At 66.3% G+C, this 24,147-nt stretch carries 28 protein-coding genes; 12 read left to right on the top strand and 16 right to left on the bottom strand.

Going from position 1 to position 24,147, the window contains the following annotated elements:
• Position 1: 1 nt before the first annotated feature.
• Positions 2–730: an archaeal proteasome endopeptidase complex subunit alpha gene (gene psmA / locus EOHIBHHM_RS15190; RefSeq protein ID WP_497252028.1), complete on the bottom strand. Its 729-nt coding sequence runs from the start codon at positions 728–730 to the stop codon at positions 2–4.
• 617 nt (positions 731–1,347) lie between these two features.
• Here psmA and EOHIBHHM_RS15185 point away from each other — a divergent pair.
• The 4 genes from EOHIBHHM_RS15185 to EOHIBHHM_RS15170 all read left to right on the top strand — a co-directional run bounded on the left by EOHIBHHM_RS15185 (position 1,348) and on the right by EOHIBHHM_RS15170 (position 7,181).
• The gene (locus tag EOHIBHHM_RS15185) at positions 1,348–2,979 is read left to right on the top strand and encodes a putative glycosyltransferase family protein (protein ID WP_497252026.1); all 1,632 of its coding nucleotides are present in this window, start codon (positions 1,348–1,350) and stop codon (positions 2,977–2,979) included.
• 106 nt (positions 2,980–3,085) lie between these two features.
• The gene (locus EOHIBHHM_RS15180) at positions 3,086–4,396 is read left to right on the top strand and encodes a hypothetical protein (RefSeq protein ID WP_497252024.1); all 1,311 of its coding nucleotides are present in this window, start codon (positions 3,086–3,088) and stop codon (positions 4,394–4,396) included.
• Positions 4,397–4,486: 90 nt separating this feature from the next.
• Positions 4,487–6,361 carry an ABC transporter substrate-binding protein gene (locus tag EOHIBHHM_RS15175; protein ID WP_497252022.1) on the top strand — a complete coding sequence of 625 codons (1,875 nt, stop codon included), beginning with the start codon at positions 4,487–4,489 and terminating at the stop codon, positions 6,359–6,361.
• The gene (locus tag EOHIBHHM_RS15170; RefSeq protein WP_497252020.1) at positions 6,354–7,181 is read left to right on the top strand and encodes a phosphatase PAP2 family protein; all 828 of its coding nucleotides are present in this window, start codon (positions 6,354–6,356) and stop codon (positions 7,179–7,181) included. The genes EOHIBHHM_RS15175 and EOHIBHHM_RS15170 overlap by 8 nt, the downstream gene beginning before the upstream one ends.
• On the opposite strand, the gene EOHIBHHM_RS15165 is transcribed toward EOHIBHHM_RS15170, so the two are convergent.
• A complete protein-coding gene (locus EOHIBHHM_RS15165) occupies positions 7,168–8,421 on the bottom strand; it encodes an RNA-guided endonuclease InsQ/TnpB family protein (protein WP_497252018.1) in 1,254 nt (417 codons plus the stop codon). The genes EOHIBHHM_RS15170 and EOHIBHHM_RS15165 overlap by 14 nt on opposite strands.
• 149 nt (positions 8,422–8,570) lie before the next feature.
• Entirely contained in the window at positions 8,571–9,314 is a 744-nt protein-coding gene (thyX, locus tag EOHIBHHM_RS15160) for an FAD-dependent thymidylate synthase (RefSeq protein ID WP_497252016.1), read from the bottom strand.
• A gap of 104 nt (positions 9,315–9,418) precedes the next feature.
• Here thyX and EOHIBHHM_RS15155 point away from each other — a divergent pair, with 104 nt between their 5' ends.
• Positions 9,419–9,997 (top strand): MBL fold metallo-hydrolase, encoded by a 579-nt coding sequence (locus EOHIBHHM_RS15155; RefSeq protein WP_497252014.1) that lies wholly within the window; start codon positions 9,419–9,421, stop codon positions 9,995–9,997.
• 27 nt (positions 9,998–10,024) lie between these two features.
• On the opposite strand, the gene EOHIBHHM_RS15150 is transcribed toward EOHIBHHM_RS15155, so the two are convergent.
• On the bottom strand, positions 10,025–10,297 hold the full coding sequence (locus EOHIBHHM_RS15150; RefSeq protein WP_497252012.1) for a DUF5827 family protein: 273 nt from the start codon (positions 10,295–10,297) through the stop codon (positions 10,025–10,027).
• A gap of 126 nt (positions 10,298–10,423) precedes the next feature.
• Here EOHIBHHM_RS15150 and EOHIBHHM_RS15145 point away from each other — a divergent pair, with 126 nt between their 5' ends.
• Positions 10,424–10,855 carry a DUF7522 family protein gene (locus EOHIBHHM_RS15145; RefSeq protein ID WP_497252010.1) on the top strand — a complete coding sequence of 144 codons (432 nt, stop codon included), beginning with the start codon at positions 10,424–10,426 and terminating at the stop codon, positions 10,853–10,855.
• 57 nt (positions 10,856–10,912) lie between these two features.
• Here EOHIBHHM_RS15145 and sod read toward each other — a convergent pair whose 3' ends face one another.
• The 4 genes from sod to EOHIBHHM_RS15125 all read right to left on the bottom strand — a co-directional run bounded on the left by sod (position 10,913) and on the right by EOHIBHHM_RS15125 (position 13,678).
• The gene (sod, locus tag EOHIBHHM_RS15140) at positions 10,913–11,512 is read right to left on the bottom strand and encodes a superoxide dismutase [Mn] (RefSeq protein WP_497252008.1); all 600 of its coding nucleotides are present in this window, start codon (positions 11,510–11,512) and stop codon (positions 10,913–10,915) included.
• 92 nt (positions 11,513–11,604) lie between these two features.
• Entirely contained in the window at positions 11,605–12,222 is a 618-nt protein-coding gene (locus EOHIBHHM_RS15135; RefSeq protein WP_497252006.1) for a DJ-1/PfpI family protein, read from the bottom strand.
• 56 nt (positions 12,223–12,278) lie between these two features.
• A complete protein-coding gene (locus EOHIBHHM_RS15130) occupies positions 12,279–12,836 on the bottom strand; it encodes a hypothetical protein (RefSeq protein WP_497252004.1) in 558 nt (185 codons plus the stop codon).
• A gap of 2 nt (positions 12,837–12,838) precedes the next feature.
• Positions 12,839–13,678 carry a DsbA family protein gene (locus EOHIBHHM_RS15125; RefSeq protein WP_497252002.1) on the bottom strand — a complete coding sequence of 280 codons (840 nt, stop codon included), beginning with the start codon at positions 13,676–13,678 and terminating at the stop codon, positions 12,839–12,841.
• 99 nt (positions 13,679–13,777) lie between these two features.
• Between EOHIBHHM_RS15125 and EOHIBHHM_RS15120 the strand changes: the two genes are divergently transcribed.
• Together EOHIBHHM_RS15120 and EOHIBHHM_RS15115 are read left to right on the top strand one after the other, a co-directional pair.
• A complete protein-coding gene (locus tag EOHIBHHM_RS15120; protein ID WP_497252000.1) occupies positions 13,778–14,134 on the top strand; it encodes an ArsR/SmtB family transcription factor in 357 nt (118 codons plus the stop codon).
• The gene (locus EOHIBHHM_RS15115; protein ID WP_089823870.1) at positions 14,131–14,394 is read left to right on the top strand and encodes a DUF7521 family protein; all 264 of its coding nucleotides are present in this window, start codon (positions 14,131–14,133) and stop codon (positions 14,392–14,394) included. The genes EOHIBHHM_RS15120 and EOHIBHHM_RS15115 overlap by 4 nt, the downstream gene beginning before the upstream one ends.
• Positions 14,395–14,431: 37 nt before the next feature.
• Here the strand turns inward: EOHIBHHM_RS15115 and EOHIBHHM_RS15110 are convergent, their stop codons facing one another.
• The 5 genes from EOHIBHHM_RS15110 to EOHIBHHM_RS15090 form a co-directional block, all read right to left on the bottom strand.
• A complete protein-coding gene (locus tag EOHIBHHM_RS15110) occupies positions 14,432–15,154 on the bottom strand; it encodes a DsbA family protein (protein WP_497251998.1) in 723 nt (240 codons plus the stop codon).
• 96 nt (positions 15,155–15,250) lie between these two features.
• Positions 15,251–15,775 carry a hypothetical protein gene (locus EOHIBHHM_RS15105; RefSeq protein WP_497251996.1) on the bottom strand — a complete coding sequence of 175 codons (525 nt, stop codon included), beginning with the start codon at positions 15,773–15,775 and terminating at the stop codon, positions 15,251–15,253.
• Positions 15,776–15,831: 56 nt separating this feature from the next.
• Positions 15,832–17,313: a cryptochrome/photolyase family protein gene (locus EOHIBHHM_RS15100; protein ID WP_497251994.1), complete on the bottom strand. Its 1,482-nt coding sequence runs from the start codon at positions 17,311–17,313 to the stop codon at positions 15,832–15,834.
• Between the two features lie 94 nt (positions 17,314–17,407).
• Positions 17,408–18,406: an ornithine cyclodeaminase family protein gene (locus tag EOHIBHHM_RS15095; RefSeq protein WP_497251992.1), complete on the bottom strand. Its 999-nt coding sequence runs from the start codon at positions 18,404–18,406 to the stop codon at positions 17,408–17,410.
• Positions 18,407–18,465: 59 nt separating this feature from the next.
• The gene (locus EOHIBHHM_RS15090; RefSeq protein WP_497257018.1) at positions 18,466–18,690 is read right to left on the bottom strand and encodes a DUF8015 family protein; all 225 of its coding nucleotides are present in this window, start codon (positions 18,688–18,690) and stop codon (positions 18,466–18,468) included.
• A gap of 279 nt (positions 18,691–18,969) precedes the next feature.
• Here EOHIBHHM_RS15090 and EOHIBHHM_RS15085 point away from each other — a divergent pair, with 279 nt between their 5' ends.
• On the top strand, positions 18,970–20,361 hold the full coding sequence (locus EOHIBHHM_RS15085) for an MFS transporter (protein WP_497251990.1): 1,392 nt from the start codon (positions 18,970–18,972) through the stop codon (positions 20,359–20,361).
• 12 nt (positions 20,362–20,373) lie between these two features.
• On the opposite strand, the gene EOHIBHHM_RS15080 is transcribed toward EOHIBHHM_RS15085, so the two are convergent.
• Together EOHIBHHM_RS15080 and EOHIBHHM_RS15075 are read right to left on the bottom strand one after the other, a co-directional pair.
• Entirely contained in the window at positions 20,374–20,799 is a 426-nt protein-coding gene (locus tag EOHIBHHM_RS15080; RefSeq protein WP_497251988.1) for a DUF3054 domain-containing protein, read from the bottom strand.
• 21 nt (positions 20,800–20,820) lie between these two features.
• Positions 20,821–21,408 (bottom strand): class I SAM-dependent methyltransferase, encoded by a 588-nt coding sequence (locus EOHIBHHM_RS15075; protein ID WP_497251986.1) that lies wholly within the window; start codon positions 21,406–21,408, stop codon positions 20,821–20,823.
• 65 nt (positions 21,409–21,473) lie between these two features.
• Here EOHIBHHM_RS15075 and EOHIBHHM_RS15070 point away from each other — a divergent pair, with 65 nt between their 5' ends.
• Together EOHIBHHM_RS15070 and fen are read left to right on the top strand one after the other, a co-directional pair.
• On the top strand, positions 21,474–22,223 hold the full coding sequence (locus EOHIBHHM_RS15070; protein ID WP_497251984.1) for a GNAT family N-acetyltransferase: 750 nt from the start codon (positions 21,474–21,476) through the stop codon (positions 22,221–22,223).
• Between the two features lie 26 nt (positions 22,224–22,249).
• Positions 22,250–23,230 (top strand): flap endonuclease-1, encoded by a 981-nt coding sequence (gene fen / locus EOHIBHHM_RS15065; RefSeq protein WP_497251982.1) that lies wholly within the window; start codon positions 22,250–22,252, stop codon positions 23,228–23,230.
• Positions 23,231–23,257: 27 nt separating this feature from the next.
• Here fen and EOHIBHHM_RS15060 read toward each other — a convergent pair whose 3' ends face one another.
• Positions 23,258–23,683, bottom strand: coding sequence for a DUF7988 family protein (locus tag EOHIBHHM_RS15060; RefSeq protein WP_497251980.1), 426 nt, complete (start codon positions 23,681–23,683; stop codon positions 23,258–23,260).
• A gap of 132 nt (positions 23,684–23,815) precedes the next feature.
• Between EOHIBHHM_RS15060 and EOHIBHHM_RS15055 the strand changes: the two genes are divergently transcribed.
• Entirely contained in the window at positions 23,816–24,076 is a 261-nt protein-coding gene (locus EOHIBHHM_RS15055; RefSeq protein WP_089823846.1) for a BolA family protein, read from the top strand.
• The last annotated feature ends 71 nt before the right edge of the window (positions 24,077–24,147 follow it).

Below are 24,147 nucleotides of genomic sequence, written 5' to 3'. Positions count from 1 at the left end.
GTTACTCGTCTTCGGTCGCGTCCGTCTGTGTGTCGAGGTGCGCGTCGATTTCGTCGACGGTGTAGTCGTGGTAGCCGTCCTCGGAGACGACGGCGACGCTGAGGTCGGTGGCGTCGACGTCCTCGAGTTCGCTCAACAGGGCGCTGACGGCGAGATCGACGCCGGCATCGAGATCGAGATCTTCGCGGTACTCCTCTTCGAGGTGGCCCTGGATCGTCTCGCGACCGCCGCCGATGGCGACCGCCCTCCACTCGTGGGGCGTCCCCGAGGGGTCGGTCCCGAACAGACGCGGGCCGGTGCTGTCGATGCCGCCGACGAGGAGCGCCGCCCCGTAGGGACGCGTGCCGCCGCGCTGGGTGTTCTCCTGGATGAGGTCGGTTACCTCCTTGGTCAGCGTCTCGATCCCGATCGGCTCGTCGTAGCGCAGGCGGTTCGTCTGCGCCTCGCGGCGGGCGAAGTCGACGAGTTTGCGGGCGTCGGCGACGTGGCCGGCGCTCGCAGCGCCGACGTGGTCGTCGATCTTGTGGAGCTTCTCGATGCTCTCTTGGACCATCAGCGACGACCCGGCACGGCTCTGGGCGGCGAGGACGACGCCGTTCTCGGTCCGGATGCCGACGCTCGGTGCGCCGCGCTTGACCGCCTCACGCGCGTACTCGACCTGATAGATGCGACCGTCGGGAGAGTACAGCGACGTCCCCCGGTCGTACGCCTGCTGGTCGTTCCGGTTCATCGCTCGTCCTCCCGTGTCGTCGGTGACGCAACGCTGTCAGTCATCACACCCGGATACGCCCCCATCGCGGAAAAATCCTCGTAAAGACGACCCGCCGAGTCCCTCTTACGGTTGCGTCACGCCACCGTCGGGCAGCCTGAGAGCTCACGGCCCGGCGTCGCCCCTCGTCGACGTGGTTTCCGCCGCCTCCTGTCGACGTGGTTCAGTCACTGTCGAGAGACTCTTCGGTCCAAACGCCGTGTACGACCGTCACAGCTACTGTGTCTCCCGTTTCCACACTGCACGGACGGCGGGAAACCACTCGGTGTTCCGCTCAGTTTCGAGGCGTTTCGGACCGTAACAGTCCGTTCAGTCCCTGCATAACTGCCGTCTCGCCCCGTCTCCCGCCGAAACGTCCAGTTTATGCAGAACGACTTGGACTCGGCGACTGTTCGGGCCGCTCACGGCGCTTAACAGGCCTATAATAATCCCCCCGGTGAACGTGAGTACGGGTAATGGATGCCCGTCGGTTCGTCTGGTCGGGGTCACGTTCGTCGTTTCCCCTCCCGACGACTGACTGTCGCATCCGGGCACACGGCGGCAGCTGACGGGACAGAGACGAATCAGAACTGACAACGATGGCAAACAGTAGTTCACCTTCGGACGGCGGTGCACAGACGAACATCGGTGGGTCGTCACGGTACGGCGAATCGGCAGTACGACGAACGGCGGACGCGGTGCCGGAGTGGGTCTGGCCCGCGCTCGTCCCCTGTGTCAGCGTCGCGATCGTGTTGACGTACCTCGTCACGCACCCGTACCCGGCGTACGGGGCGGGGCTGTACCTGCAGATCGCCGAGGAGATCATCGCTCACGGCTACGGACTCCCCGAGTCGATCCCCCTCTACACGGAGAACGGCGTCCCCTTCGCCTACCCGCCGCTGATGTTCGGCGTCGCAGCGGTGTTACTCGACCTCGGACTCGACCCGATCACGATCAGTCTCGCGGTTCCGGCGGTGGTGACGGCGGTCCACCCGATCGTCTACTACTTCGTCGGCCGCGAGCTGCTCCCCTCGCGACGGCAGGCGGGGCTGGCGGCGATGCTGCTGGCCGTGACGCCCGACGTCCTTCAGTGGCATCTCTCCGCCGGCGGTCTCGTCCGAGCGCCCGCGTTCCTGTTCGTCCTCCTCGGTGTCTACACGGGGCTGCGTGTCCACAAGCGGGGCGAGCTGAAACTGGTCGCCGTCGGCACCGTCCTGTTCGGACTCACGATACTGACGCATCCGGTCTACACGGTGTTCTTCGGGATGAGTTGGCTGCTGGTCTACCTGTTCTTCGACCGGACGATCGTCGGGCTCGTCGCCGGCGCGTTCGTCGCGGGGGGCGGCATCCTCGTCGCCTCGCCGTGGTGGTTCCAGGTCGTCCAGATCCACGGTCCGGACATCTTCTTCGCCGCCGCTGGCACCCACAGCGGCCTCGCGGGGGGGCTCGGGCGGTTCCTCGACATCTTCGTCTACAAGGACATCGACATGCTGCTGCCGTTCTTCCTGCTGTCGTTCGCGGGGGCGGCGTGGTTCTTCAAGAGCCGTCGGTACTTCCTGCCCACGTGGCTCGTCGTCAGCGGATACGTCATCGGAAAAGACCGGTATCTGTTCGTCGCCGGATCGATGATGGCCGCGGCCCTGCTCGTCGAGGTCGTCGTCCCGTGGTTCCGTCGACACGTCTCCCTCCCGGAGAGTCGCCGGGCAGGGACCGCCGTCGCACTGGCGGTCGTCGTCCTCGCGGCGACCGTCGGCGGCCTGTTCGCCGCCGGGGCGCTCAACTCCGCGTACGAAGAGAGTTCGACCCAACCGGCGTTCATGGACGGGGCGGACCACGAGGCGATGCAGTGGGTCGCCGCCAACACGGAATCTGGAGCGCAGTTCGTGGTCCTCGGCGACGCGGCGGAGTGGTTCCCGCTGTTCACCGACCGGGGGATCCTCGTCGGCCCGTGGGGCGTCGAGTGGACCTCACCGGAGCAGTACGACCGGCAGTTGGACATGTACACCGGTATCTCCGCCTGCGAGGACGCGAGTTGCGTCACGGAGACGCTCGACGAGAACGACGTCTCACCGGACTATCTCTACGTCCCGAAAGGAGAGTACACCGTTCGTGGCGAGGAGTTCACCGCCGACGGGACGCTCCGCCGGTCACTCATCGACGCCCAGGGGTACGAACCCGTCTACGAGAACGAGGGAGCGGCCGTCTTCCGCGTCACCGGCGCGGCCGAGTGACGGGAACTCTCGTCTCCGTCCCGATTTCTCACCTGTGAAATTGACGACACTTCCGACGGGACGACCGCTACACTCATCTCGCTCGAACGAGTAACGCACCGCAGAGATGCACGGGTCGCGTCCCCGCTCCCGCCGCCGACTGGTGACTGCCGTCACCGTCGTCGTCCTCCTCGCTCTCCTCGTCGTCAGTCCCGGTCTCGTCGCACCGCACGCCACAGAGGAGGTGCCGCGGAAGGGGCCGGCCGACGTGAAGCTTGTCTCCGTCTCCGAGGAGAGCGACGCGAGACTCTGGCCGTTCACCAGTCGACAGCGGTCGTTCGAGTCGCTCACGCTCCCGATCAACGCCGTCGTCCGCGCCGAGAGTTCGCGCGTCGTCTCCCAACTGCAGCGTCGCTCCGGCAGCGACTGGGAGTCGGCAGACGACGAGTGGCAGGGCGTCGGTAACGAGGCCGAACCCGTCGTCGTCGAAGGGACGGACGTCACGTGGGACGAGACGACCGGGGCGACGCGCTACACCTACGTCTCGGCATCCGGTTCCGCGGGTGGATGGACCACCGAGACGGCACAGGTCCACGACGGAAGGTACTTCGGCTCCCGGTACCACCTCCGGCTCTACGAGGGTGGCACCGGAGGCGACCGGTGGACGGCGATCCAGGCCCACCACGAGCACTGGGACTGGTTCCGACTCCGGCACACCGTCGGATCGCTCTCGGTGGCCCAACAGCAGTTCGAAACGGAATATTTCGGCGCCGCCTACACGGCCGACGTCGGCCGCGAACGGTTCGCCAACGGCGGCATCTCCGACGCCGACGGCTGGGTGTCGATCGTCGACCTGCGACCGCTCTCGGTCACGGAGTTACGACCGCTCTCGGCCGCCGGCGCGCTCTCGGTCGGTCTCCTCCTGTTCGGAGCCATCGAGGGGCGAACCAGCGCTACGTGGCGATCGATGGTCGACCACGTGACGGCGGTGCTCTCCGACGAGATCGGCCAGCGCAGCGTGCTCCTGTTCGCCGCTCTGCTGTCGTTGCCGCTCTTCGTCCGGAGCGCTGCCGTGTTCGCCGAAACGGCCGTCGGCGTCCTCCCGGTGAAACTCGTCGCCGGGACGCTGTATCTCGTCCTCGCCGCCGGTATCCCCGCGGCCGCGCTGGCGCTCCCGCACGAGGGCGAACCGCTCGACTGGGCGGGGATCGCGATCCTCGGACTCGGGATCGGCTTCGTCCTCGACTACCAGTCGATCGGCATCGAGGTGCTGCCGATCGCAGTCGTTCTGCACCGGGTGACGGTACTCGCCGTCGTCGGTTTCCTCGCAGCGGGTGCGTCCCGCCGAGCGACGGAGACGCCGTGGAACAGTTCGACGAAGATCGGCCTCGTGACGTGGCTCTGTGCCCTCGCCTGGCCACTGCTCGTGGGGCTATAGTCTCTATGAACAACTCTTTAGACGCCAGGTAATAATGTGGAAGAGAAGCGTCGGTACGACACACGAACCTGCGACGGTACTCATCTCCAAATGACACGTGAAGACGACAACCACACTCCTCGCTTGACTCGCCGTGCGGTGCTCGCCACGCTCGGCGTCGGTGCGACGAGCGGCTGCCTCCGGTCGATCCAGTCGACGGCCGGACGCGACACCCCTGATCAGATCTCGCTGTCGGTCAAGACGGTCCCGGCCGACGACGACCCCCGTGCGACCCGCATCGCGCGGTTCCTCGTGACGAACCTCCAGCAGGTGGGGATCGACGCCAAGGTCGTCCCCATGAGTCGCGAGGAACTGCTCCGCGACGTCCTCCTCAACCACTCGTTCGACATCTACGTCGCCCAGCATCCGGGACACCGCGACCCCGACTTCCTCCGCCCGTTCACCCACTCGATGTTCGACGTCGAGATCGGCTGGCAGAACCCGTTCGGCTACGCCAACCTCGAACTGGACGACCGACTCGAACGGCAGACGAGACAGACTGGTGCCGCCCGAACCGAGACACTGAAGGCGATCCAACGGACGTTGGTCCGAAACCAACCGTTCTCCGTCGTCGGCTTCCCCGAGTCGATCAGGGCGACTCGCGACGACCGGTACGCGGGACGCGACGACCTGCCGATCAACTCGGTCCCGTGGTATCTCTCGCTCTCCGAACGTGAGGACGTCGAGACGGCGGACGCCACGTCGAACGCCACCGCCACCTCGCAGACGTCGTCGTCGGCGAACGAGACGCGGACGACCGACACCGAGACGGAGTCGGAACCGACGACGTTCCGGACGACGCTCACGGACTCCCGTCCGACGGAGAACCTGAACCCGCTGGCCATCGAGTTCCGGGGCCCGGAGCAGATCACGTCGCTCATGTACGACTCACCGGGGCGGTACGTCGACGGCGACGTCGTCCCGTGGCTGGCGGAGTCGTTCGAGATGACGACCGAGGGGAGCGACAGGCTCGTCAGTCGGCTCCGACTCCGCGAGGGCCTTCGGTGGCACGACGACACGCCGCTGACAGCCGACGACGTCGCCTTCACCTTCGAGTTCCTGCAGGATACGTCGATGGGCAACCTGTCGACTGCCGTCCCCTCCCCGCGGTTCCGCGGGTTGACGTCGCTCGTCGAGTCCGTCGAGGCGACCTCCGAGCGGGACGTCCGCATCGAGTTCGGTCCGGTCGCCGAACCGGTTGCCAGACGCGTCTTCACCGTCCCCATCCTCCCCGAGCACGTCTGGGAGCAACAGACGGGGCGGGCGATGGGTTCGAGTCTGAACACCGACAGCGCCGTCACCAAGGCGCTCGTCTGGAACAACCCGAACCCGGTCGGGAGCGGCCCGTTCCGGTTCGTCTCTTCGAGCGTCAAACAGTCGGTCGTGCTCGAACCGTACGAAGACCACTTCCTCGCTCGCGACGACGTCGGCAGTCCGACCGGGGGGTTCCACCTCCCCACGTTCGACCGACTGGAGTTCGCGCTCGTCCCGTCGAGCGGTGCCGCGGTCGAACTCCTGCAGCGCGGGGAGGCGGACGCGACGGCGTCGACGCTCCTCCCCGAGGACGTCTCCGCCATCGGCCGAAACGACCAGCTCTCGCTGCACGTCTCGCAGTCCTCCGGATTCTACCACGTCGGCTACAACGTCCGGCAGGCACCGCTCAGCAACCCACGGTTCCGGAGAGCGATCGCCCGCCTCATCGACAAACCGTTCATCGTCGACGACGTGTTCCGTGGCTACGCGTCGCCCGCGTCGTCACCGCTCGGAAACGGCGGCGGCGTCCCCGCAGGGTTGCGCTGGGGCGAGCAGGACCCTGAACTTCCCTTCCACGGCTCCGATGGGGAACTCGACGTCGAGGCGGCCCGCAGCGAGTTCGAGAACATCGGCTATCGGTACACGAAGAACGGGAGACTGCTGAGTGGTTGAGCTGGATTCGCTGTCGACGCTCGCGGTGTTGCTGGTGCAGGTGCTCCTCAGCGTCTCGATCCTGTTGGGGCTGACGAGCGCCGTCGTCATCGGTCCGACCCGCCTCCGGACGCTCTGGCGAGAGAAGCGACCGCGCCTCCGTGAGGCGCTCCCGTACCTCGCGCTCCTGGTCGGCGTGCTCGTCGTCAACAAGTTCATCAGAGACGTCGTCCCCGAGGTCTCGTGGCTCATCGGGTTGAACGTCACCTCGTACATCTACTCGCTCGAGGGGGCGACCGTCGCCGACATCCAGTCAGTGGCGACGCCGGGACTCACGGCGTACTTCTCCTTCGTCTACGTCGTCGGCTACGTCTTCCTGTTGATCTTCCCGTTTCTGGCGTATCTCGCGCTCCAAGACTTGCGACCGCTGAAACGCACTGCGCTGGCCTACGCACTCAACTACTCGATCGGGCTGCTGTTGTACGCGCTCTTCATCTCCTACGGGCCACGGAACCTCATCCCGGACCTCGTCGACCCGCTGCTCTACTCGACGTATCCGCAGACACAGATTCTAACGAGCAAGGTCAACACGAACACGAACGTCTTCCCCTCGTTGCACACCTCGCTGTCCGTCACGGCTGCGGCGCTCGCCTGGCAGACGCGAGAGGAGTATCCCATCTGGCTCGCCGTCGCGACGCTCTTCGCGGTGAGTATCACGCTCGCGACGATGTACCTCGGCATCCACTGGGCGACCGACGTCGTCGTCGGCGTTGCCCTCGGTCTCGCCTGCGTCGAGCTCGCCACCTGGTACGTCGACCGGGAGTCATCTACCCACGACTAAAGTCGTGGGCTTGAGCGTGGGACTCCCCTTCTGACGACGCAATGTCGTAGGCGGTGTAATCGCCATTCAGGTTCACTGTCCCGCTCTTGAGGGCGAGATGACCGTCGCCCAACCCCGAGGGACGTTTGCCCTCAGGTACAGTTAGTAGTCGCAGACCAATGTTCTTGGATGCGTTGTAGTCGCCGTCGTATTGTTGACCACATTCGTTGCACTCGAACCACCCTGTCTTCGAGTCTCGATTCGTACTCGATTGGTGGCCGCACCGAGAGCACGTCTGACTCGTAAACGCAGGCGGTATCTGCTCAACTCGAATGTCGTACTCGGCAGCCTTGTACGCGAGTAGTTCTTGCAGTTCTCGAAACGCCCATTGGTGCATTTGGCGTTTGATACGGTCGTTTCCGTTTTCCATTCGGTTTCGAATGTGTGTCAGATTTTCGACGGCAATGTACGAACAGTCGTGGGACCGAGCCTCTTCAACGAGACGCCGAGAAATGGTGTGCAAGCGGTCCAAGACGAAGCGGTTTTCTCGTCCCGACAGTCGCGTGAGTGCTTGCTTCGCGGAACGAGTGCCTTTGTCTTGGAGGCTACGGCGGACTCGGAAGTAATGGTTCTGTCCCCACAGTAGTTCACCACCATCGAAGAAGCATCCCGTGCTGGTCACGGCGACGTTCTTCAAGTTCAAATCGACGCCCATCACGCGGTCACCACCACGTTCTTCCACTTCTTTTAGCAGAACGATGTGGAGGTAGAACGAATCGTCGTCTTCGCGGTAGTGCAACGTCCCCATTCGTCTCTCGTAGTCGTCGTTATCGAGGTACGACCGTTGGTAGTCCCCGATGACATATTCGACTGCGACTCTGCCGTTGATAGTCGAAAGCGTGGCCGACCTGTCTTTGATAGTCAGCGTGCGCTTGTCGTAGACGGCAGACGGTTGCTTGAAGCGTGGAAGTGGTCGGCTGTTACCTTTCTTCCACTCAGCAACTGTGGACTTCATCGCTTCGACGGCTTTTGAGTACGCACGAACACAGAGGTTCGCAGGCAAGTCTGTCTCGCCACGTAGGTTGTAGTACACTTTGTCGTGTATCTTCGACTTGTTGAGAATGAGGTAGCCGTCGCCGTTGCGACCGTGTTCGACGGTGTAGTTACAGGCGCGATTGAACTGGTCGATGGTCTGATGAAGGTCATCCCGTCGCTCGTCGGGTACATCGAGTTTGACAGGAATAGTTCGTTTAACCTCCATCGTGACTTCACATACGAGGGGTCCTATTATATACGCTTGGGAGTCAGCCTGCCATCGTCGGTGGATTAGCAGTCTGTTGTCGGATTCCACCCATGACTAAAGTCATGGGCTTCCTCCTTGTATCTCTGTGAGACCGGCCGTCGACGCGCTCAGGGAGCCAGCCGGTTCTTCCGGTTCCGCATCTCCTCGTCGTAGTAGTCGAACGTCACCGGACACCACTCCGCGGCGAGGTCGAGCAGCTGTTCCGTCATCTCGCGGATCTCCCACTGGGCGTCGGCGGCCGCCCGCATGTCGGCGACGTGCATCAGCATCCGGACGTTCATCGACATGACGATGTTCACCTTCGAGCCGATCGGGAGGACGAACCGGGCGTCCTCCGGCGGCATCCCGAGGTCGATCAGTTCCTGGTAGTCCTCGACCGACCGTTTCACCGACTGCCGGAACACCTGTTCACGTCTCTCGATCGTCTCCTCGTCGACGGCGCCGCCCTTCTGGTTGCGGCCGATCCAGTCGGGGTCCGTCGCGGAGGGCGGCGTGACGACCATCTCCCCCTCGGCGACGCGCTCGGGGTCGACGTCGTCGAAGGAGACGTAGCGCATCGACTGGACGTCGAAACTGACGTGTCGGTGACGCGTGAGCTGCGCCATGCAGGCGCGACTGACGCCCTTCACCGCGAACGTGACGCTCGGATGCTCGAACGGACCGAAGTGACCGTGCGTCATCAGGTGGTCGATGAGCGTCCGCTTCTTCTCTTCGAGCGTGTCGCCCTCGACCGACGCCATCGTCTCTTCGAACGACAGGTCGGGGTTGAACTCGCTCATGTAGTCGTTGCGGGCACCTCGGCAGATGAGTTCCTCCGGGTTCGGCGTGGCTTCGAGTAGACGGACGTCCATACGAAGGCAAGCCGCCCATGGCCGCAAAACTCTGTCTGCTTGCGACGGCGACCTCGCCCGACCACTCGGACAAGAGCGAAATAGGCCCACCGTGTATCGACCGTATGATCCGCAACATCGCACAGGGCGTCCAGGCGTTCACGAGCAACGCCTTCCTCGTCGCCGGCGACCGAACCGTCCTCGTCGACACCGGCGCGAACTTCGACGCCGTCTCTCGTCTCCGAGACCACGTCGACGGCCTCGACGCGGTCGTGCTCACGCACGCCCACCCGGACCACGTCGGCAACGTCGACGCCGTCCGTGAGGCGTTCGACGTCGACGTCTGGGGGTTCGACCCCGACCACCCGGCCGTCGACCACGCCGTCGCCGACGAGGAGGAGTTGGCGATGGGTTCTCGTACCTTCCGCGCGCTCCACACGCCCGGTCACAAGAACGACCATCTCTGCTTCCTCTCGACGGACGGGGAGATCCTGTTCGCGGGCGATCTCGTGTTTCAGAACGGCGGCTTCGGGCGCACAGATCTCGAAGAGGGCGACCGCGATCTCCTCGTTCAGAGTATCGACCGCCTGCTCACGGCGGTCGACGAGACGCTACAGGAGCTCCACGTCGGCCACGGACCGAGCGTCGTCGACCACCCCTACCGGGACATCGAACTGGCGGGACAGGCGGCGCGACTCTACTGAGCGGTCGCCCGCTCTCGTGCAATCCGCTCAGTCGTCGGTTTTCAGCCCGTAGTAGCCCGGTTCCTCGTCGCTCGGCGGCTCGGCGACGACGAGGTCGTCGGCGTTCCGCATGATCCACGGGATCGCCCAGTCGAGGAGGATCTCCTCGGTGCTCACGTCGAGTTCGGCGTCGGCGTCGAGTCCCTGCAACAACCGTGCGATCTCGTACACGCTGTACATCAGGTCGTCGTCGAGTAGCTCCTCGGCGGTGTAGAAGTCACACGGGTACAACTCCTCGAAGTCGTCTTTCGGCCTCGGCATACGCCCCGATACGCCCGTCCTCGGGAAAGGCCTACTGTTCGTGGGTCGTTCCGCCCACGATACATCAATATAAATAGTTTAGGTTCGCACAACAACCGTTATCACTCGTGGCTCTGAGGGTGGTGTATGGGCGACGCGACGGAGGCTCTCGTCGCGACTTTCCGGTCGTTCGGCGAGGGGGCACTGCGCGATGTCTGGGTGTTCGACCAGTGGACACACCAGAAACTCTACACGCGGGACGACGTCGAGAACCGCCTCGACAACTGTGACGTCGCGGGGTTCATCGACAACGAACGCTACGGCTACATCACGCGCGACACCTACGAGTCGCTCTACTACGCCGACTACAACTACACGGTACGAGGGTTCTCGTCGTTCGAACTGTTCCGGACCTTCTTCGCGGACGACGACGGCCGCGTCGGCGTCATCGCGAGCTTCGACCACCGAGAGAGCGGCTACGACTTCGCGACGCTCTCGGGGGAGCTACAGACGACGTTCGAGGACCACTCGGTGGCGGAGTTCGTGCCGAACGACGGTTCCGACGGCGACGCTCAGTAGCGCAGTTCCCGCAAAAAATCGCTGGATCTCCGGTCGCCGAGGCGACCGGTTCTCGACTTACTCGAAGAGTTCGAGAGCCTGCTGGTAGCGGCTAGAGGGCTCTTCCCAGTCGACGACGTTGAAGAACGCGTCGACGAACTCGCCGCGGTCCGGGCCGTAGTCGTAGTAGTACGAGTGTTCCCAGACGTCGAGTGCGAGGATGGGATGGCTGCCCCACAGTGCGCCCTGGTCGTGCTTGTCGACGACGACGTTGCGCAGTTGGTTCGAGAAGCTGTCGTAGACCAACAGCGCCCAGCCGCCGGCGTTGCCCGCGGCGGCCTCGAACTCGCCCTTCCAGGCGTCGTAGGAGCCGAAGTCCTCCTCGATGCGGTCGGCGAGGTCACCCGAGGGTTCGTCGCCACCCTCCGGGGACATGTTCTGCCAGAACAGGTCGTGGAGGATGTGGCCACAGCCGTTGTGGGTGACGTTGCGGATCGCACCGGGCGAGGAGCCGAACTCGCCGCTCTCGCGGTTCTCCTCGAGCGTCTCCTCCGCAGAGTTCCAGCCGTTGACGTAGCCCTGATGGTGGGTGTCGTGGTGCCACGTCAGCACCTGCTCGGAGATGTCCGGTTCCAGCGCGTCGTACTCGTACGGCAGTGGGTCCAGTTCGTAACTCATGATAATTCCTCCGGAAGGAGAGTTGCGCGGAATCCTGTTAAAGCTTGAGGAGTCAGCTGTTACCACGCCACACGCCCCGCCTCCGTCCGGCGTTATCGTCCTCCCGTGTGGACGTCGAACCGCCGGTCGTACTCGATCTCGGTCGCGACTCGGTCGGCCGTCTCCGCACCGACGAGTCGCTCGACGAGGTGGAGCGCGAGGTCGAGCCCCGACGTGACCCCGCCCGCGGTGAGGAGGTCGCCGTCGTCGACGACGCGGGCGTCGACCACGTCGGCCCCCGTCGCTCGGAGATCGTCGACGGCGCTCGCGTGGGTGACCGCCGGTCGGCCGTCGGTCAACCCTGCCCGCGCCACCAACATCCCGCCGGTACAGACGGCAGCGACCGTCGTGCCCGTCTCGTGGAACGTCGCGAGCGCGTCCGGGACGACGCCGCGCTCGGCCTCGGCCCACGCCCCCGTCTCGTTTCGGGTGTTCCACCCGCCGCCGGGGACGACGAGGACGTCGGGGCGGTCGACGTCGGGGTCCAACGACCCGTCGGGTTCGACGCGCAGGCCGTGGCTCGCAGTCACCCGCTCGCGATCGTCGAGCGTGACGAGTCGCGTCGAGAGGTCGGCGTCGACGGCGACTGCGGTCTGAAACACCTCGTAGGGGCCGACCGCGTCGAGTTCGTCGAAGCCGTCGTACAGCAGGATAGCGACGTCGGTCGTCATGGATCTCCTTCGCGAGGTGGTGAGAAGAGCCTTCGGTCGAGTCGAAGTGGCTCGGATCAGGTCAGCCGGCACTGCCGCGGGTCGCCCGCCCGCCCGAGGAAGAACAGGAGCAGCAGGAGCCCGCCCACGCGGAGCAGGTCGCCGTGGAACGGCATCGCCGCGAGCGCGCCGGTGAACCCGAGGAAGCCGAGTAGCCCCGCACCACAGCTCGCACAGCCCGAGGCGAGGAGGCCGGGGACGACGCCTGTCAGATCCGAGAGGCTGGAGACGCCGGCGACCTGGAGCTGTGCGGCGGCGTTGACCAGCGCGACGCCGGTGAGGACGGCGTAGGCGACGATGAGTCCGACGCCGAACACGCCGACCGACTGGTAGGTCGTCTCGAACAGGTCGACGAACGCCTGCACCAGATAGCGCTGGACGCCCGCACCGAGCATCTGCATCGTGTACGTCGGAAAGGTGCTCAGGATCAGAAGCACGAAGGTGGCGACGGCGAGGACGAGCGTCGCGACCAGTCGCGGGACGGACGAGAACGGGTACGTCAGCGCCGCGACGAGCTGTGAACCGAACCGTTCGAGTCGGCCCCGCCAACTCGCTGTTGCGGTCTGTCCCGACATAGTCACTCCAGCAGCGATCGGATCTTACTGTCGAACCGCGAGTACGGCTGTGCACCCTGGAGGTCGGTGGATCTGTCCGTCTCGGGGTTGTAGAGGACGAACGAGGGCGTTCCGTCGAGTCCGGCCTTCTTCCCACGACTCCGTTCCGCCTCGATCTTCGAGGCGATGGCGTCGCCGTTCTCCTGCATGCAGGTGTCGACGGCGTCGGCGTCGACGCCGTCGACCTCCCGCGTCAACTCCAGCATGTTCGACTGCTTCGACCAGTCGCCGTTGGGGAACCCCTGTTCTTCGAACACCGTCGCGTGCCAGTTCCAGAACGCCTCGGGTTGGTTCTCACGCGTCTGTCGCCAGACGCACCGAGCCATCGTCGACAGGGCCATCGAGTTCTCGCCGATGTTGGGGAACTGGAGCAGCGGGATGCGGATCCGACCCTCCTGGACGTGCGTCCGCACGAGCTTCGGGAGCGTCCGCTGTTCGAACTTCTGACAGAACGGACACTGGTAGTCGCTCCAGTAGTAGAGATTCATCGTGGCGTCGGCGGAGCCGACGATCGGGACCCCGGCGAGGTCGACGTCGAACCCGGTCGTCTCAGAGGCGGCGTGCAACGACGGCGTGACGGGTTCCGAGGAGACTGTCGTCTGTTCGGGCGTCGCAGTCGACTCCGAGGTGGGCTCTGCGGTCGACGGCGACCCGGTCGACCCGGATGCGGGTGTGGCCGTTCCGTTCGCCTCTCCGTCCTCGGTCGGTGATCCGGTCGACCCGGCAGAGCTACAGCCTGCGAGTCCAGCGATAGCTGCGACCGCAGTTCCGCGCAACAGCGCTCGACGTGTTCTCCGCGACATACGGCCCCCTTCTCCGACGACGGTTATAACGAGTGGTCGGCGTTTTCTGGCTCGGAAAAGACCCGGCAACGTTTCAACCCCCGGCGCGTGAGCCCTATTGTGAGTGACGACCCCGACGACACTGCCGTGTTCCGGTTACTCCACGACGAGTACGCCCGGGCGATCCTCACGGCGACCAGTCGGGACGCGATGTCGGCGCGGGAACTCGCTGACGTCTGTGACGCCTCGTTACCGACCGTCTACCGCCGCGTCGACGACCTGGTCGAACAGGGACTCGTGGTCGAGGGGACCGAACTCGACCCGGCGGGAAACCACTACACGACGTACGAGGCGGCGGTCGAACACATCGACATCGACATCGACAACGGAGAGATAGACGTGACTATCACACAGCAATCTGACGCCGCAGACCGCTTTACGCGCGTCTGGGAGGACATCCGGGGGGGAGACGAATGAGTACCGCGCTCGTCGCGGCCAACCTGCTCGTCATCGCGCTCGGCTTCTTCATCGCCTATCAGGCCTACCGGGGCTACCGCCGGAACCAGAGTCGGACGATGCTCTACATCTCGGTCGGGTTCGTCTGCATCAGTCTCGGCGGGGTGATGGACTGCTCGCTGCTGAACACGTACCTCCCGAACCTGCTTCACACGGGGTTCTTCCGGACCGGGTTCGTCCTCGCCGGGATGGGGTTCATCTCGTACTCGCTGTACCACTGATGGGAGTTGTCGTAGTCGGCTGGAACCCCGCTGACCGTCAGACGCTCCGAATCCGACGCATCGCCTCTTCGAACCGCGAGTACGGCTGTGCGCCCGCGAGTTTGCCAGCGACGCCCTTCTCGGGGTGATGCAGCACGAACCCAGGCGTCCCCCGCAGGCGACGCTCGGTCGCGCGTTCGACCTCGGTCCCGACGCGCTCTCGAACCGCCTCGCCCTGCGTCCGCAGGCAGTTCTCGACGCCGTCGACCGACACGCCGTCGACGTCGCGCGCGACGTCGAGCAGGTCGTCTCTGTCGGCCCACCCGGAGTTCGGTTCCTCCTGGGCGTCGAAGACGGCGGTGTGCCAGTCGAGATACGTCTTGGGCGTCGACTCGCGGACCTGTCGCCAGACGCACTTGTCCATCGTCGCTGCCACCATCGAGTTGTCGCCGATGTTCGGAAACTGGAGCGCCACGACTCGGAGTGTGCCGTCTCTGACTTCGTTCTCGAGGAGTTTCGGGAGCGTCTCCTGCTCGAACTGTCGGCAGAACGGACAGAGATAGTCGGTCCAGTAGTAGAGCACGATCGGCGCGTCCAGCGATCCGATGACGGGCGTGTCGTCGAGTTCGATCCCGTGTGCCGAGGTTGTCGTCTCCCAGTGAACCGGGACCGACGTTGCCGTCTCGTCTCCCGTCCCGAACCGACTCGTACAGCCGGCGAGACCTGTCAGCGCGACTGTCGTCGCTGCGGCGAACGACCGGCGCGTCGTCTGGAGAGTCACGGTGACGACAGTCAGGGCCCACTGCAATGAAACCGGTGCACGAGTTGCAGTCGCAGAAAGTGGACGAGAGCGAGCCGAGAGCCGGTGACGACGACGTCAGGCCGTCCCGTTCCACGCGAACGTCCAGAGGTCGGCGGTCGTGTCGCCGTCGTTCGCGACGGTCTCGACGGTTCGTCCGTCGACGACGATCTCGACGCGCTCGTACTCGGTCGGCAGCGAGGCGGCGAACTCGACGGTGCTCCCCGTCGGGCAGTCCGGCGACCCGTCTTTCCCGTCGTCGACGACGTCGACCGTGAGGACGTACGATCCGGGCTGAGACGCCTCGAACGAGACGTTCACCGTCTCGTTGGGAGCGTGACCCACGCTCAGGTTCGCCGTGAACGTCCGCGACGTCCCCGAGGCGACCTCGTGGGCCCACCCGGTGTCGGTGTCGTTCGCGGGGAGACAGCCAGTTCCGGTCGCGAGCGACCGCGGCGGGTCGGCCGGATCCGGTCCCTCCGGCGTCGTCGAGTTGGGCGACCCGAACAGCGGGTCGACGAGGCTCGCACCGACACCGCCGACGGCGACGCCGACGAACAGACCGAGGACGATGCCGAGCACGAGACGAGAGGGCTGTCGCATACCCCACGACTCGCGGGCCGCCGGTTTGGTTGTGTCGGTCGTGTGACCCTCTCTCGTCACTCCTCGTCGTTGCCGCGTGCCCGCTCGAACATCGACAGCGCCCGTTCGCGCCGCTCGCCGTGGTCGAGGATGGGTGCGGGGTAGTCCGGGGCGACACGATCGCGCTCCTCGTCGGACAGTTCGTGCCACTCGTGGACGGTGTCGGCGTCGACGTCGCGGAGTTCGGGGACGTACCGTCCGATGTACTCGGCGTCGGGGTCGTAGCGTTCGCCCTGCGTCATCGGGTTGAAGATGCGGAAGTAGGGTTGGGCGTCGGTCCCCGTCGAGGCGGCCCACTGCCACCCACCGTTGTCGTTCGCGGTGTCGTGGTCGGCGAGGAACTCTCGGAAGTGGGCGTAGCCCGCCCGCCAATCGAGGAGCAGGTCCTTCGTCAGAAACGACGCGACGATCATCCGAACCCGGTTGTGGATGTACGCCTCCTGTTTCAACTGTCGCATCCCGGCGTCGACGATGGGGTACCCCGTCTCGCCGTCCTTCCACGCCTGCAACTCGTCGTCGTCGTCTCGCCACTCGATGTCGCGTTCGTACTCCTTGTAGTTCCGTGTGACCACCTCGGGGTTGAAGAAGAGGACGTGCGCGAAGAACTCCCGCCAAGCGAGCTGTGACTGGAACTCCTCGACGGAGTCGACCGCGTCGTTCGTCGTCTCGTCGCCGTCGTCGCTCTCGACTCCACCCCCGTCGCCGTCGTCGCTCTCGACTCCACCCTCCTCGTCGTCCGCGACTGCGGCCTTCGCCGCCTCGGTCGCGCGGTACACCTCGCGGATGCCGACGGTGCCGAACTTGAGGTCCGTCGAGAGTCGGGAGGTGCCGTCCCGCGTCGGGTAGTCGCGGTCCTCGTCGTAGCGGTAGATGGCGTCCTCGCAGAACGCTTCGAGTCGGTCGCGGGCGGCGTCGGTGCCGGCCGACTGCGGCTCGGCGTCGGGTTCCTCGAACCCCAACTCGTCGATCGTCGGGAGGTCGCCGCCCGAGACGTCGGCGAGTCGGTCCGCGTCGGGCGCGTCGTAGGGGTCGGCCTTCTCCCGGTCGCGCCACTTCTTCCAGAAGTAGCTGTAGACCGAGTAGGGGTCGCCCGCGTTCGTCGTGATCGACCCCGGTTCGTGGAGGATGGCGTCGTGGACGGCCGTCCGGTCGACGCCGGCGTCGTCGAGCGCCCGCCTGACGGCGGCGTCGCGACGGCGAGCGAGGCCGCTGTAGTCTCTGTTCCAGACGACGCGGTCGACGTCGTGGTCGCTCGCGACCCGCGGAACTACCTCGCGGGGGTCGCCGCGGGCGACCAGCAGGTCGCTGTCCCGCTCGCGGTACCACTCCCGGAGTTCGGCGAGCGCGTCCAACATGAACCGGACCCGCGGCGGACCGGCGTGGGCCAGCACGTCGTCGTCGAACACGAAGAGCGGGACGACGGGTTCGGCGTCCGCCGCCGTCGCGAGCGCCCGGTTGTCGGCCGCTCGGAGGTCGCGACGGTGCCAGTGGAGTTGCATAGCCGAGACAGGGACGGATTCGAGGTGAAACTACCGGCAGCGGTCGTCCGTTCGCGACCCGACCGGCCGGACGTTCGCCGCTCTCGCTCGCGACCTACTCGCCGGTGAGCGCCTCGCTCGCCGGCGCGAACTCGAGCGTTTGCCCCAACCCTTGCTCGACCGCCTTCTCGTAGAGCAACTGCGCGGCGGCGACGGTCTCGATCCCCGTCCCGCCGCTGTCGAAGACGGTGATCTCCTCGTCGTCCGTCCGACCCTCCACGTGTCCCGCGACGACCTCGCCGAGTTCGGCGTGGACGTGGTCCTCGTCGACGACGCCCTCCTCGACGGCGTGGATGAACGACCCGGCGTCGCGGGTCGCCCGCGCCCGGAGGTCGATGACGTACGTCGAGCGTTCGATCGTCGTCGCGTCGAGTTCGCGTTTCTCGGGGTCGTACTGCCCCATCGCCGTGACGTGCGTCCCCGGTTCGAGCGACTCGCCGTCGAACACCGGTTCGCTGGCCGTCGTCGCGGTGACGACGACGTCGGCGCCCTCGATGGCGGCCGCGCTGGAGGCGACGGCGGCGACGCTCGCGTCGAGTCGGGTGTTCATCTCGCCGGCGAACTCCTCGCGGTGTTCCTTCGTCGGCGAGTAGACCCAGACGGTGTCGAGGTCCCGGACCGCGTCGATGGCGCGGAGCTGGCCGCGGGCCTGTGCCCCGCTGCCGACGACGGCGACCGACTCGGCGTCCTCGCGGGCGAGCGCGTCGACCCCGACGGCCCCCGCTGCACCCGTCTTGAAGGGGTTCATGCTCGCGCCGTCGAGCAGTGCGCGCGGTTCGCCGGAGTCGGCGTCGAACAGCGGCGTCACGAACCAGGCGTCGCGGGCGCCGAACCCGGCGTCGTACATGTAACCGCCCATCGCTCCCGTGTCGGGGAGGACGGCGGCGTAGGTGGTCAACATCCCCTTGGGGTCGTCGTTGGCGAGTTTGGTCCGCGGTTCGGCCGGGGCACCCTGCCCGCGCTGGCGGTATCCCTCGCGGACGGCGTCGACGTACTCGGCGGGCGTCGCCAACCCTGCGACGTCCTCGCTCGTCAGAAACAGCGTCTCCGTCATGCGTCGACGGACGAAACCCAGAACCAAAATACTGCGGGCGGCGGAAAGCGGCTACCGACTCAGTCGGCGTTGACCGGCGGCGACTGCGGTTGCGGTGTCTGCCGCTGTGGGGTCGGGCTCACCGGACCGTTTACGAAGAGTGCGTGTCCGATGACCAACGCTGCCACGCTGGCGCCAGCGGGCACAGCCATCGTCAAGGGGAAGCCCACGATGCTGAGTGCAGTCGTGATACCGAGCAGCGCGAGTGGGATGACCCCAAGCACATAATCATAATATCCGGTCATAATACAATACAAAGTATGGATAGCACGTATATAATTCTTTCCCGTAGCTGACCCGTATTCTCTGAGCCAAATTCTAGTAACCATCTCATAAGTTATAGGGATATAGAGGCCGTAGAACCGGCTCTTCCCGGCGATTTTCTGTATCTCAGAGAGAATGAAATTGGCACGAAAACGGTGGCAAATCTCGCCGCCGTCTCCGGGTTTTCGTGCCGTGAGTTCACATACCATGGCTTCCGCGGACCGTAGGGTTAACTCTCCGCGTACGAAGTAGTCACACCAGTGAACCGGAACGACCGCGCGATCGTCGCTCTCGTGATGCTCGCTCACGGGATGGTCCACACCTACGAGCTGTCGATCCCCATCTTCATCACCATCTGGCTCGACCAGTACGAGGTCATCGACCTCGGTCTCGCACAGTTCCCGGTCAACCAGGCGACGCTCGGGGCCGTCGTCACGGGCGGCTACGCCCTGTTCGGGCTGGGGGCGCTCCCCGGCGGCATCGTCGTCGACCGCGTCGGGTCGCGACGACTCATCAGCGGCTGTCTGCTCGGGATGGCCGGCTCCTTCCTCCTGCTGTGGCTGTCGCCGTCGCTCGCCGTCGTCGCCGTCGGCCTCCTGCTCTGGGGGGCGGCCGCGAGCGTCTACCACCCGGCCGGCCTCGCGCTCATCAGCAAGGGCGTCGAGGAGCGCGGGACGGGGTTCGCCTACCACGGCATCGCCGGCAACGTCGGCATCGGGCTCGGCCCGCTCCTGACGGCGGTGCTGCTTCTCGTGTTCGACTGGACGACCGTCGCGGGGTTCCTCGCGCTGCCCGCCCTCGTTGCCGCCGCCTACGCCACTCGCGCGGAGTTCGACGAGGGAGCGGCCGTCGCCGCCGACGGAGGCGACGCCGGTGCCGGCGCTGCTGACGGTACTGACGGTACTGACGGTACTGACGGCTCCACCGACACCGAACGGTCGTCCGGGGGGTCGAAGGCGACGAGCGGCGTCTCGTCGCTCTCGGACCTGTTCGTCGAGTCGCGACGGCTGTTCTCCGGTCGGTTCGCGCTCGTCTTCACCGTCGCCATGTGTTCCGGACTCTACTACCGCGGCGTACTGACGTTCCTCCCAGGTCTCCTCGCCGACCTCCCCGGCTTCGCACCGGTCTCGGTCTCGGCGCTCCTGCCGGCGAGTCTCGACGGCGTCGTCGGCGGTGGCTCCGGCAGTCAGACGCTCAATCCGGAGAACTACGTCTACTCGGGGATCCTCATGGTCGGCGTCCTCGGTCAGTACGTCGGCGGCCGACTCACCGACCGCATCCCCGTCGAGCACGGCATCGCCGGCGCGTTCGGCTGCCTCGCCCTGCTCGCGCTGGCGTTCTTCCCCGTCGCCAACGCCGGGTTCGGCCCGCTGCTCTTCGTCGGGGCCGTCCTCGGCTTCGCGCTCTTCGTCGTCCAGCCGCTCTACCAGGCCGCCATCGCCGAGTACACCCCCGCCGGAACGCGCGGGCTCTCCTACGGGTTCACCTACGTCGGCGTGTTCGGAGTGGGTGCGCTCGGCGGCGTCATGGCCGGGACGATCCTCAGCTACGCGTCGCCGCCCGTGCTGTTCGTGACGCTCGCCGTCATCGCGGCGACCGCGTCGCTCATCGGCGTGGTGCTGTCGCGGAAGAAGGGGACGACCGCCGCGTGAGCGGCGAGTCGATCAGGAGAGTTTGAACCAGAGCGTTCGCCAGATGCCGAGTCCGACCGACCCGAAGACGACGAGGACGGTCGCGAAGATGCCCGCCCCGACGAGCGTCGTGGCGTTGCCGGGCATCAGATACCAGACGGGGATACCGACGATGGCGGCCGGGATCCACGACCGGATGGCGAGCGGGACGGCCGCCTTGGCCGACTCCACCGCCCCGGGCGAGTAGGCACCCACGAGCGGCGCGAAGACGAGCCAGGTCGCGAGGAACGGGAGGATGGTCGTCGCCAGTTCCGTCGGCATCGAGAGCACCGCCGTGGTGTGGTGGTTCACGGCACCGAACGTGAGCAGTGCGACGAGCACGACGAGGTCTCCGACTGCGAGCGGGAGTGCGTCGCCGTCGAGGCGCTTCTCGAGGAACGACTTCTGCGAGTTGGCCATACCCTCCCTATCGGTGGGGGTCTAATTATTGTCCTGTTTCACGCCCACGACGGTGTACCCGAACCCCCGGTCGAGCACCCGTGCGTCGAGTCCGGTTCGGTCGACCGCCCGCGCGAGGTCGTCCGGCCCCGTGAACAGCGACCCCATCCCGACGACGTCCTCGACGCGCTCGACCACCCGGCCGAAGAGCGTCTCCGGGTCGAACTCCCGGATCACTACTACCCCACCCGGAGCGAGCACGCGATCCACGTCGGCGAGGACGGCACGCTGGTCGGGCATGTGGTGGAACGCGTCGACTATGGTGACGGCGTCGACGGCGCCGTCGGCGACGGGGAGCGTCCGGGCGTCGCCGCGCACGCAGTCGAGTCCGCGTCCGCGAGCGTGCGCGAGCATCTCGCTCGAGACGTCGACGACGGTCACCTGCCGGTCCGGTGCATCCAGCGTCGCCGCCGCCCGTCCGCTGCCGCCGCCGACGTCGAGAACGTGTTCGACGGGGCGTTCGGCCCGCGAGAGACCGTCGAGTAGTGCGCCCCGCTCGGCGGGTGGCATCGCGAGGTCGTAGAGACGCGCGACCCGATCGAAGAATCGAACGTCGCCAACACCGTGCATAATTGACAGTCGTGTCGCCCGATACAAAGCCTTGCTCTCTTAACCGTCCAGCCAGTACCGGGGGTATGGAGTTCGCCCTGCTCGGCTGGCCCGACGACGAGCCGACGCTCCGGCTCGACTACCGGACGTTCAGCTACGCGGGGAAGTTCGTGATGTCGACGACGGGGAAGGCGGTGGTTCGCGACCCCGACGTCGCGAGCGACGAGGCCGACCCCGCTCCGTCGGCCGACACCCCGCCGACAGTCGACCCGTCCGTCTTCGAGGACGGCATCTACGCCGCCGTCGCGTTCAACGAAGACCGGACGGACTCCGGCGTGTTGTGGCTCAGATACGTCACGGTCCACGCGGACCACCGCGGCGAGGGGCTCGCCCCTCGACTGGCGGCGTTCGTCGCGGACCGGGCGGAAGAACGCGGTTACCGTCGGCTCCGCATCGCCGTCAACAACCCCTTCGCCTACCAGGCGATGTACAAAGCCGGCTTCGCCTACACCGGTCGACAGACCGGACTCGCCGAGCTCGTCCTCGAACGACCCGGCGAGCGCGACCGACCGACCTACCAGTGTGGGCTCGACGTCTTCCGCGAACGCGACCTCAGCGACGAGGAGCGCGCGTTCCTCGCGGCGAAGGAGCGGACGGACCCGCCGGCCGTCGTCGACCCCCCCGTCGGCGTCGACGTGGCGTCGCCGTCCGCGAGCGACACCGACCCCTCGTCGGTCGCCGACGTCGACGCCGACCCACCGATCACCGACCCCGACCCCTCGTCGGTCGCCGACGTCGAGCCGCCCGTCGTCGACCCCGACGACTCGGGAGACTAAAGCACGGCACGCCCGAAGGGGACTCAATGGGAAACGCGGACCTACGCGATCTGGCGGCCATCTCGGACGTCTCGTTCGACGAGCTCGGCGGGAGCGTCGTCGCCGTCGACGCGCACAACTGGCTCTACCGGTATCTGACGACGACGGTCAAGTGGACCAGAGACGAGACGTACACCACGAGCGGCGGCGAGGAGGTCGCCAACCTCGTCGGCCTCGTCCAGGGGCTCCCCAAGTTCTTCGAACACGACATCACGCCGATCTTCGTCTTCGACGGCGGCGTGACGGAGCTGAAAGACGACGAGGTCGAGGCCCGCCGCGAGCAGAAGGAGAAAGCCGAGAGACGACTCGAAGAGGCCCGCGAGCGCGGCGACGCCGTCGAGGCCGCCCGACTCGAAGCGCGGACCCAACGGCTGACGGCCGTCATCCACGAGACGACTCGCGGCCTGCTCGACCGACTCGACGTCCCGTACATCGAGGCTCCCGCCGAGGGCGAAGCGCAGGCCTCGTACATGGCCCGGACGGGCGACGCGGACTACGTCGGCAGCGAGGACTACGACACGCTCCTGTTCGGCGCGCCGCTGACGCTCCGGCAACTGACGAGCAAGGGCGACCCCGAGCTGATGGACCTCGAGGCGACGCTCGAGCGACACGACATCACCTACGAGCAGCTCGTCGACGTCGCCATCCTCGTCGGCACCGACTTCAACCCGGGGATCAAGGGGATCGGGCCGAAGACGGCGCTGAAGGCCGTCAAGGAACACGGCGACCTCTGGGGCGTCCTCGACGCGCGGAACCTCCACGTGGACCACGCAGACCGGATCCGCGAGCTCTTCTTGGACCCACCGGTCACCGACGACTACGACGTCGACCTCGACATCGACCCCGATCTCGAGGCGGCGAGAGCCTACGTCACCGAGGAGTGGGAGGTCGACCCCGACGAGGTCGCTCGCGGCTTCGAGCGCATCGAGGAGTCGCTCGTCCAGACCGGGCTCGACCGCTGGACGTGAACGTGAGCGTGAACGGCCGAGCGTCCGTCACCGGAACGCGACGTCGACGACGTCCTCGGGGGCTCGCGGCCCGCGGACGTAGCGCCGTCCGCCGTCGCGTTCGACCGCGAACAGTCGGAGCGAGACGACCAGCCGTCCGTCCGCGAGCGTCGCCCGCAACACCGGTCCGGTGCTGGTGACGACGACGTACGGCGGTGCGGCGACCGGCTCAGCCTGTAACCGGTAGCCCGCGGCGTCGACAACACCGGCGAGGACAGCAGGGAGCCGTTCCAGCACGCCCGCGCGGCGGAGCGTCGCCGTCAGCGGCCCCGTCACGGCGTCGCGGTCGGTCGTCGATCCGCCGTCCCACCCGGCGGCGACGGCGTCGGCGCAGTCGCTCGCCGTCGCCAGCAGGTCCGCGTGCTCCGAGAGCAGGTACGACCGAACCGTGGCGGGGACGTCGACGTCGGACACGTCGCCGTCTGCGCACGCCCGGCGGATAACTGCTCGCCTCGCCTCGCGACCGACGGTCCGGGCGGCGTTCGGTCTCTCAGGCGCGACCCGCTCACCGCCCCGTTTTTATCGGCCGGGGCCCTCACCCCGAACATGGACCTCTCGGAGATCGAACGACTCATCGAGGCCGGTATCGAGGACGCCGAGGCGACCGTCTCGCGGCCGCGCAGTCCCGACGAGAACCACGAGGACGCCCACTTCGCGGCCGTCGTCGTCTCGCCCGCCTTCGCGGGGAAGAACCTCGTCCAGCAACACCAGATGGTGTACGACGCGCTCGGCGACCACATGACGACCGACATCCACGCGATGGAGATCAAGACGTACACGCCCGAGGAGTACGAGGAGCACGCGTAGCACGTGTAGCGGACGCCGGTCGTCTCGTGCAGGCGACGCTCGGGGACCACACCCGCCGTCCCCCATCGTTT

The organism is Halogranum roseipondis (genome assembly GCF_059695585.1).
Note: the sequence above shows the minus strand (reverse complement) of the source record. Positions and strands in the feature narration are given on the sequence as shown.

Coding starts and splice junctions, on each gene's coding strand:
- EOHIBHHM_RS15165 (WP_497252018.1), bottom strand. CDS start 8,421: ATGGAGGTTAAACGAACTATTCCTGTCAAACTCGATGTACCCGACGAG.
- EOHIBHHM_RS15100 (WP_497251994.1), bottom strand. CDS start 17,313: ATGCAACTCCACTGGCACCGTCGCGACCTCCGAGCGGCCGACAACCGG.
- sod (WP_497252008.1), bottom strand. CDS start 11,512: ATGAGTTACGAACTGGACCCACTGCCGTACGAGTACGACGCGCTGGAA.
- EOHIBHHM_RS15070 (WP_497251984.1), top strand. CDS start 21,474: ATGGAGTTCGCCCTGCTCGGCTGGCCCGACGACGAGCCGACGCTCCGG.
- EOHIBHHM_RS15125 (WP_497252002.1), bottom strand. CDS start 13,678: ATGTCGCGGAGAACACGTCGAGCGCTGTTGCGCGGAACTGCGGTCGCA.
- EOHIBHHM_RS15075 (WP_497251986.1), bottom strand. CDS start 21,408: ATGCACGGTGTTGGCGACGTTCGATTCTTCGATCGGGTCGCGCGTCTC.
- EOHIBHHM_RS15095 (WP_497251992.1), bottom strand. CDS start 18,406: ATGACGGAGACGCTGTTTCTGACGAGCGAGGACGTCGCAGGGTTGGCG.
- thyX (WP_497252016.1), bottom strand. CDS start 9,314: ATGGACGTCCGTCTACTCGAAGCCACGCCGAACCCGGAGGAACTCATC.
- EOHIBHHM_RS15150 (WP_497252012.1), bottom strand. CDS start 10,297: ATGCCGAGGCCGAAAGACGACTTCGAGGAGTTGTACCCGTGTGACTTC.
- EOHIBHHM_RS15155 (WP_497252014.1), top strand. CDS start 9,419: ATGATCCGCAACATCGCACAGGGCGTCCAGGCGTTCACGAGCAACGCC.
- EOHIBHHM_RS15180 (WP_497252024.1), top strand. CDS start 3,086: ATGCACGGGTCGCGTCCCCGCTCCCGCCGCCGACTGGTGACTGCCGTC.
- EOHIBHHM_RS15130 (WP_497252004.1), bottom strand. CDS start 12,836: ATGTCGGGACAGACCGCAACAGCGAGTTGGCGGGGCCGACTCGAACGG.
- EOHIBHHM_RS15115 (WP_089823870.1), top strand. CDS start 14,131: ATGAGTACCGCGCTCGTCGCGGCCAACCTGCTCGTCATCGCGCTCGGC.
- EOHIBHHM_RS15090 (WP_497257018.1), bottom strand. CDS start 18,690: ATGACCGGATATTATGATTATGTGCTTGGGGTCATCCCACTCGCGCTG.
- EOHIBHHM_RS15135 (WP_497252006.1), bottom strand. CDS start 12,222: ATGACGACCGACGTCGCTATCCTGCTGTACGACGGCTTCGACGAACTC.
- psmA (WP_497252028.1), bottom strand. CDS start 730: ATGAACCGGAACGACCAGCAGGCGTACGACCGGGGGACGTCGCTGTAC.
- EOHIBHHM_RS15055 (WP_089823846.1), top strand. CDS start 23,816: ATGGACCTCTCGGAGATCGAACGACTCATCGAGGCCGGTATCGAGGAC.
- EOHIBHHM_RS15105 (WP_497251996.1), bottom strand. CDS start 15,775: ATGCGACAGCCCTCTCGTCTCGTGCTCGGCATCGTCCTCGGTCTGTTC.
- EOHIBHHM_RS15175 (WP_497252022.1), top strand. CDS start 4,487: ATGACACGTGAAGACGACAACCACACTCCTCGCTTGACTCGCCGTGCG.
- fen (WP_497251982.1), top strand. CDS start 22,250: ATGGGAAACGCGGACCTACGCGATCTGGCGGCCATCTCGGACGTCTCG.
- EOHIBHHM_RS15185 (WP_497252026.1), top strand. CDS start 1,348: ATGGCAAACAGTAGTTCACCTTCGGACGGCGGTGCACAGACGAACATC.
- EOHIBHHM_RS15145 (WP_497252010.1), top strand. CDS start 10,424: ATGGGCGACGCGACGGAGGCTCTCGTCGCGACTTTCCGGTCGTTCGGC.
- EOHIBHHM_RS15080 (WP_497251988.1), bottom strand. CDS start 20,799: ATGGCCAACTCGCAGAAGTCGTTCCTCGAGAAGCGCCTCGACGGCGAC.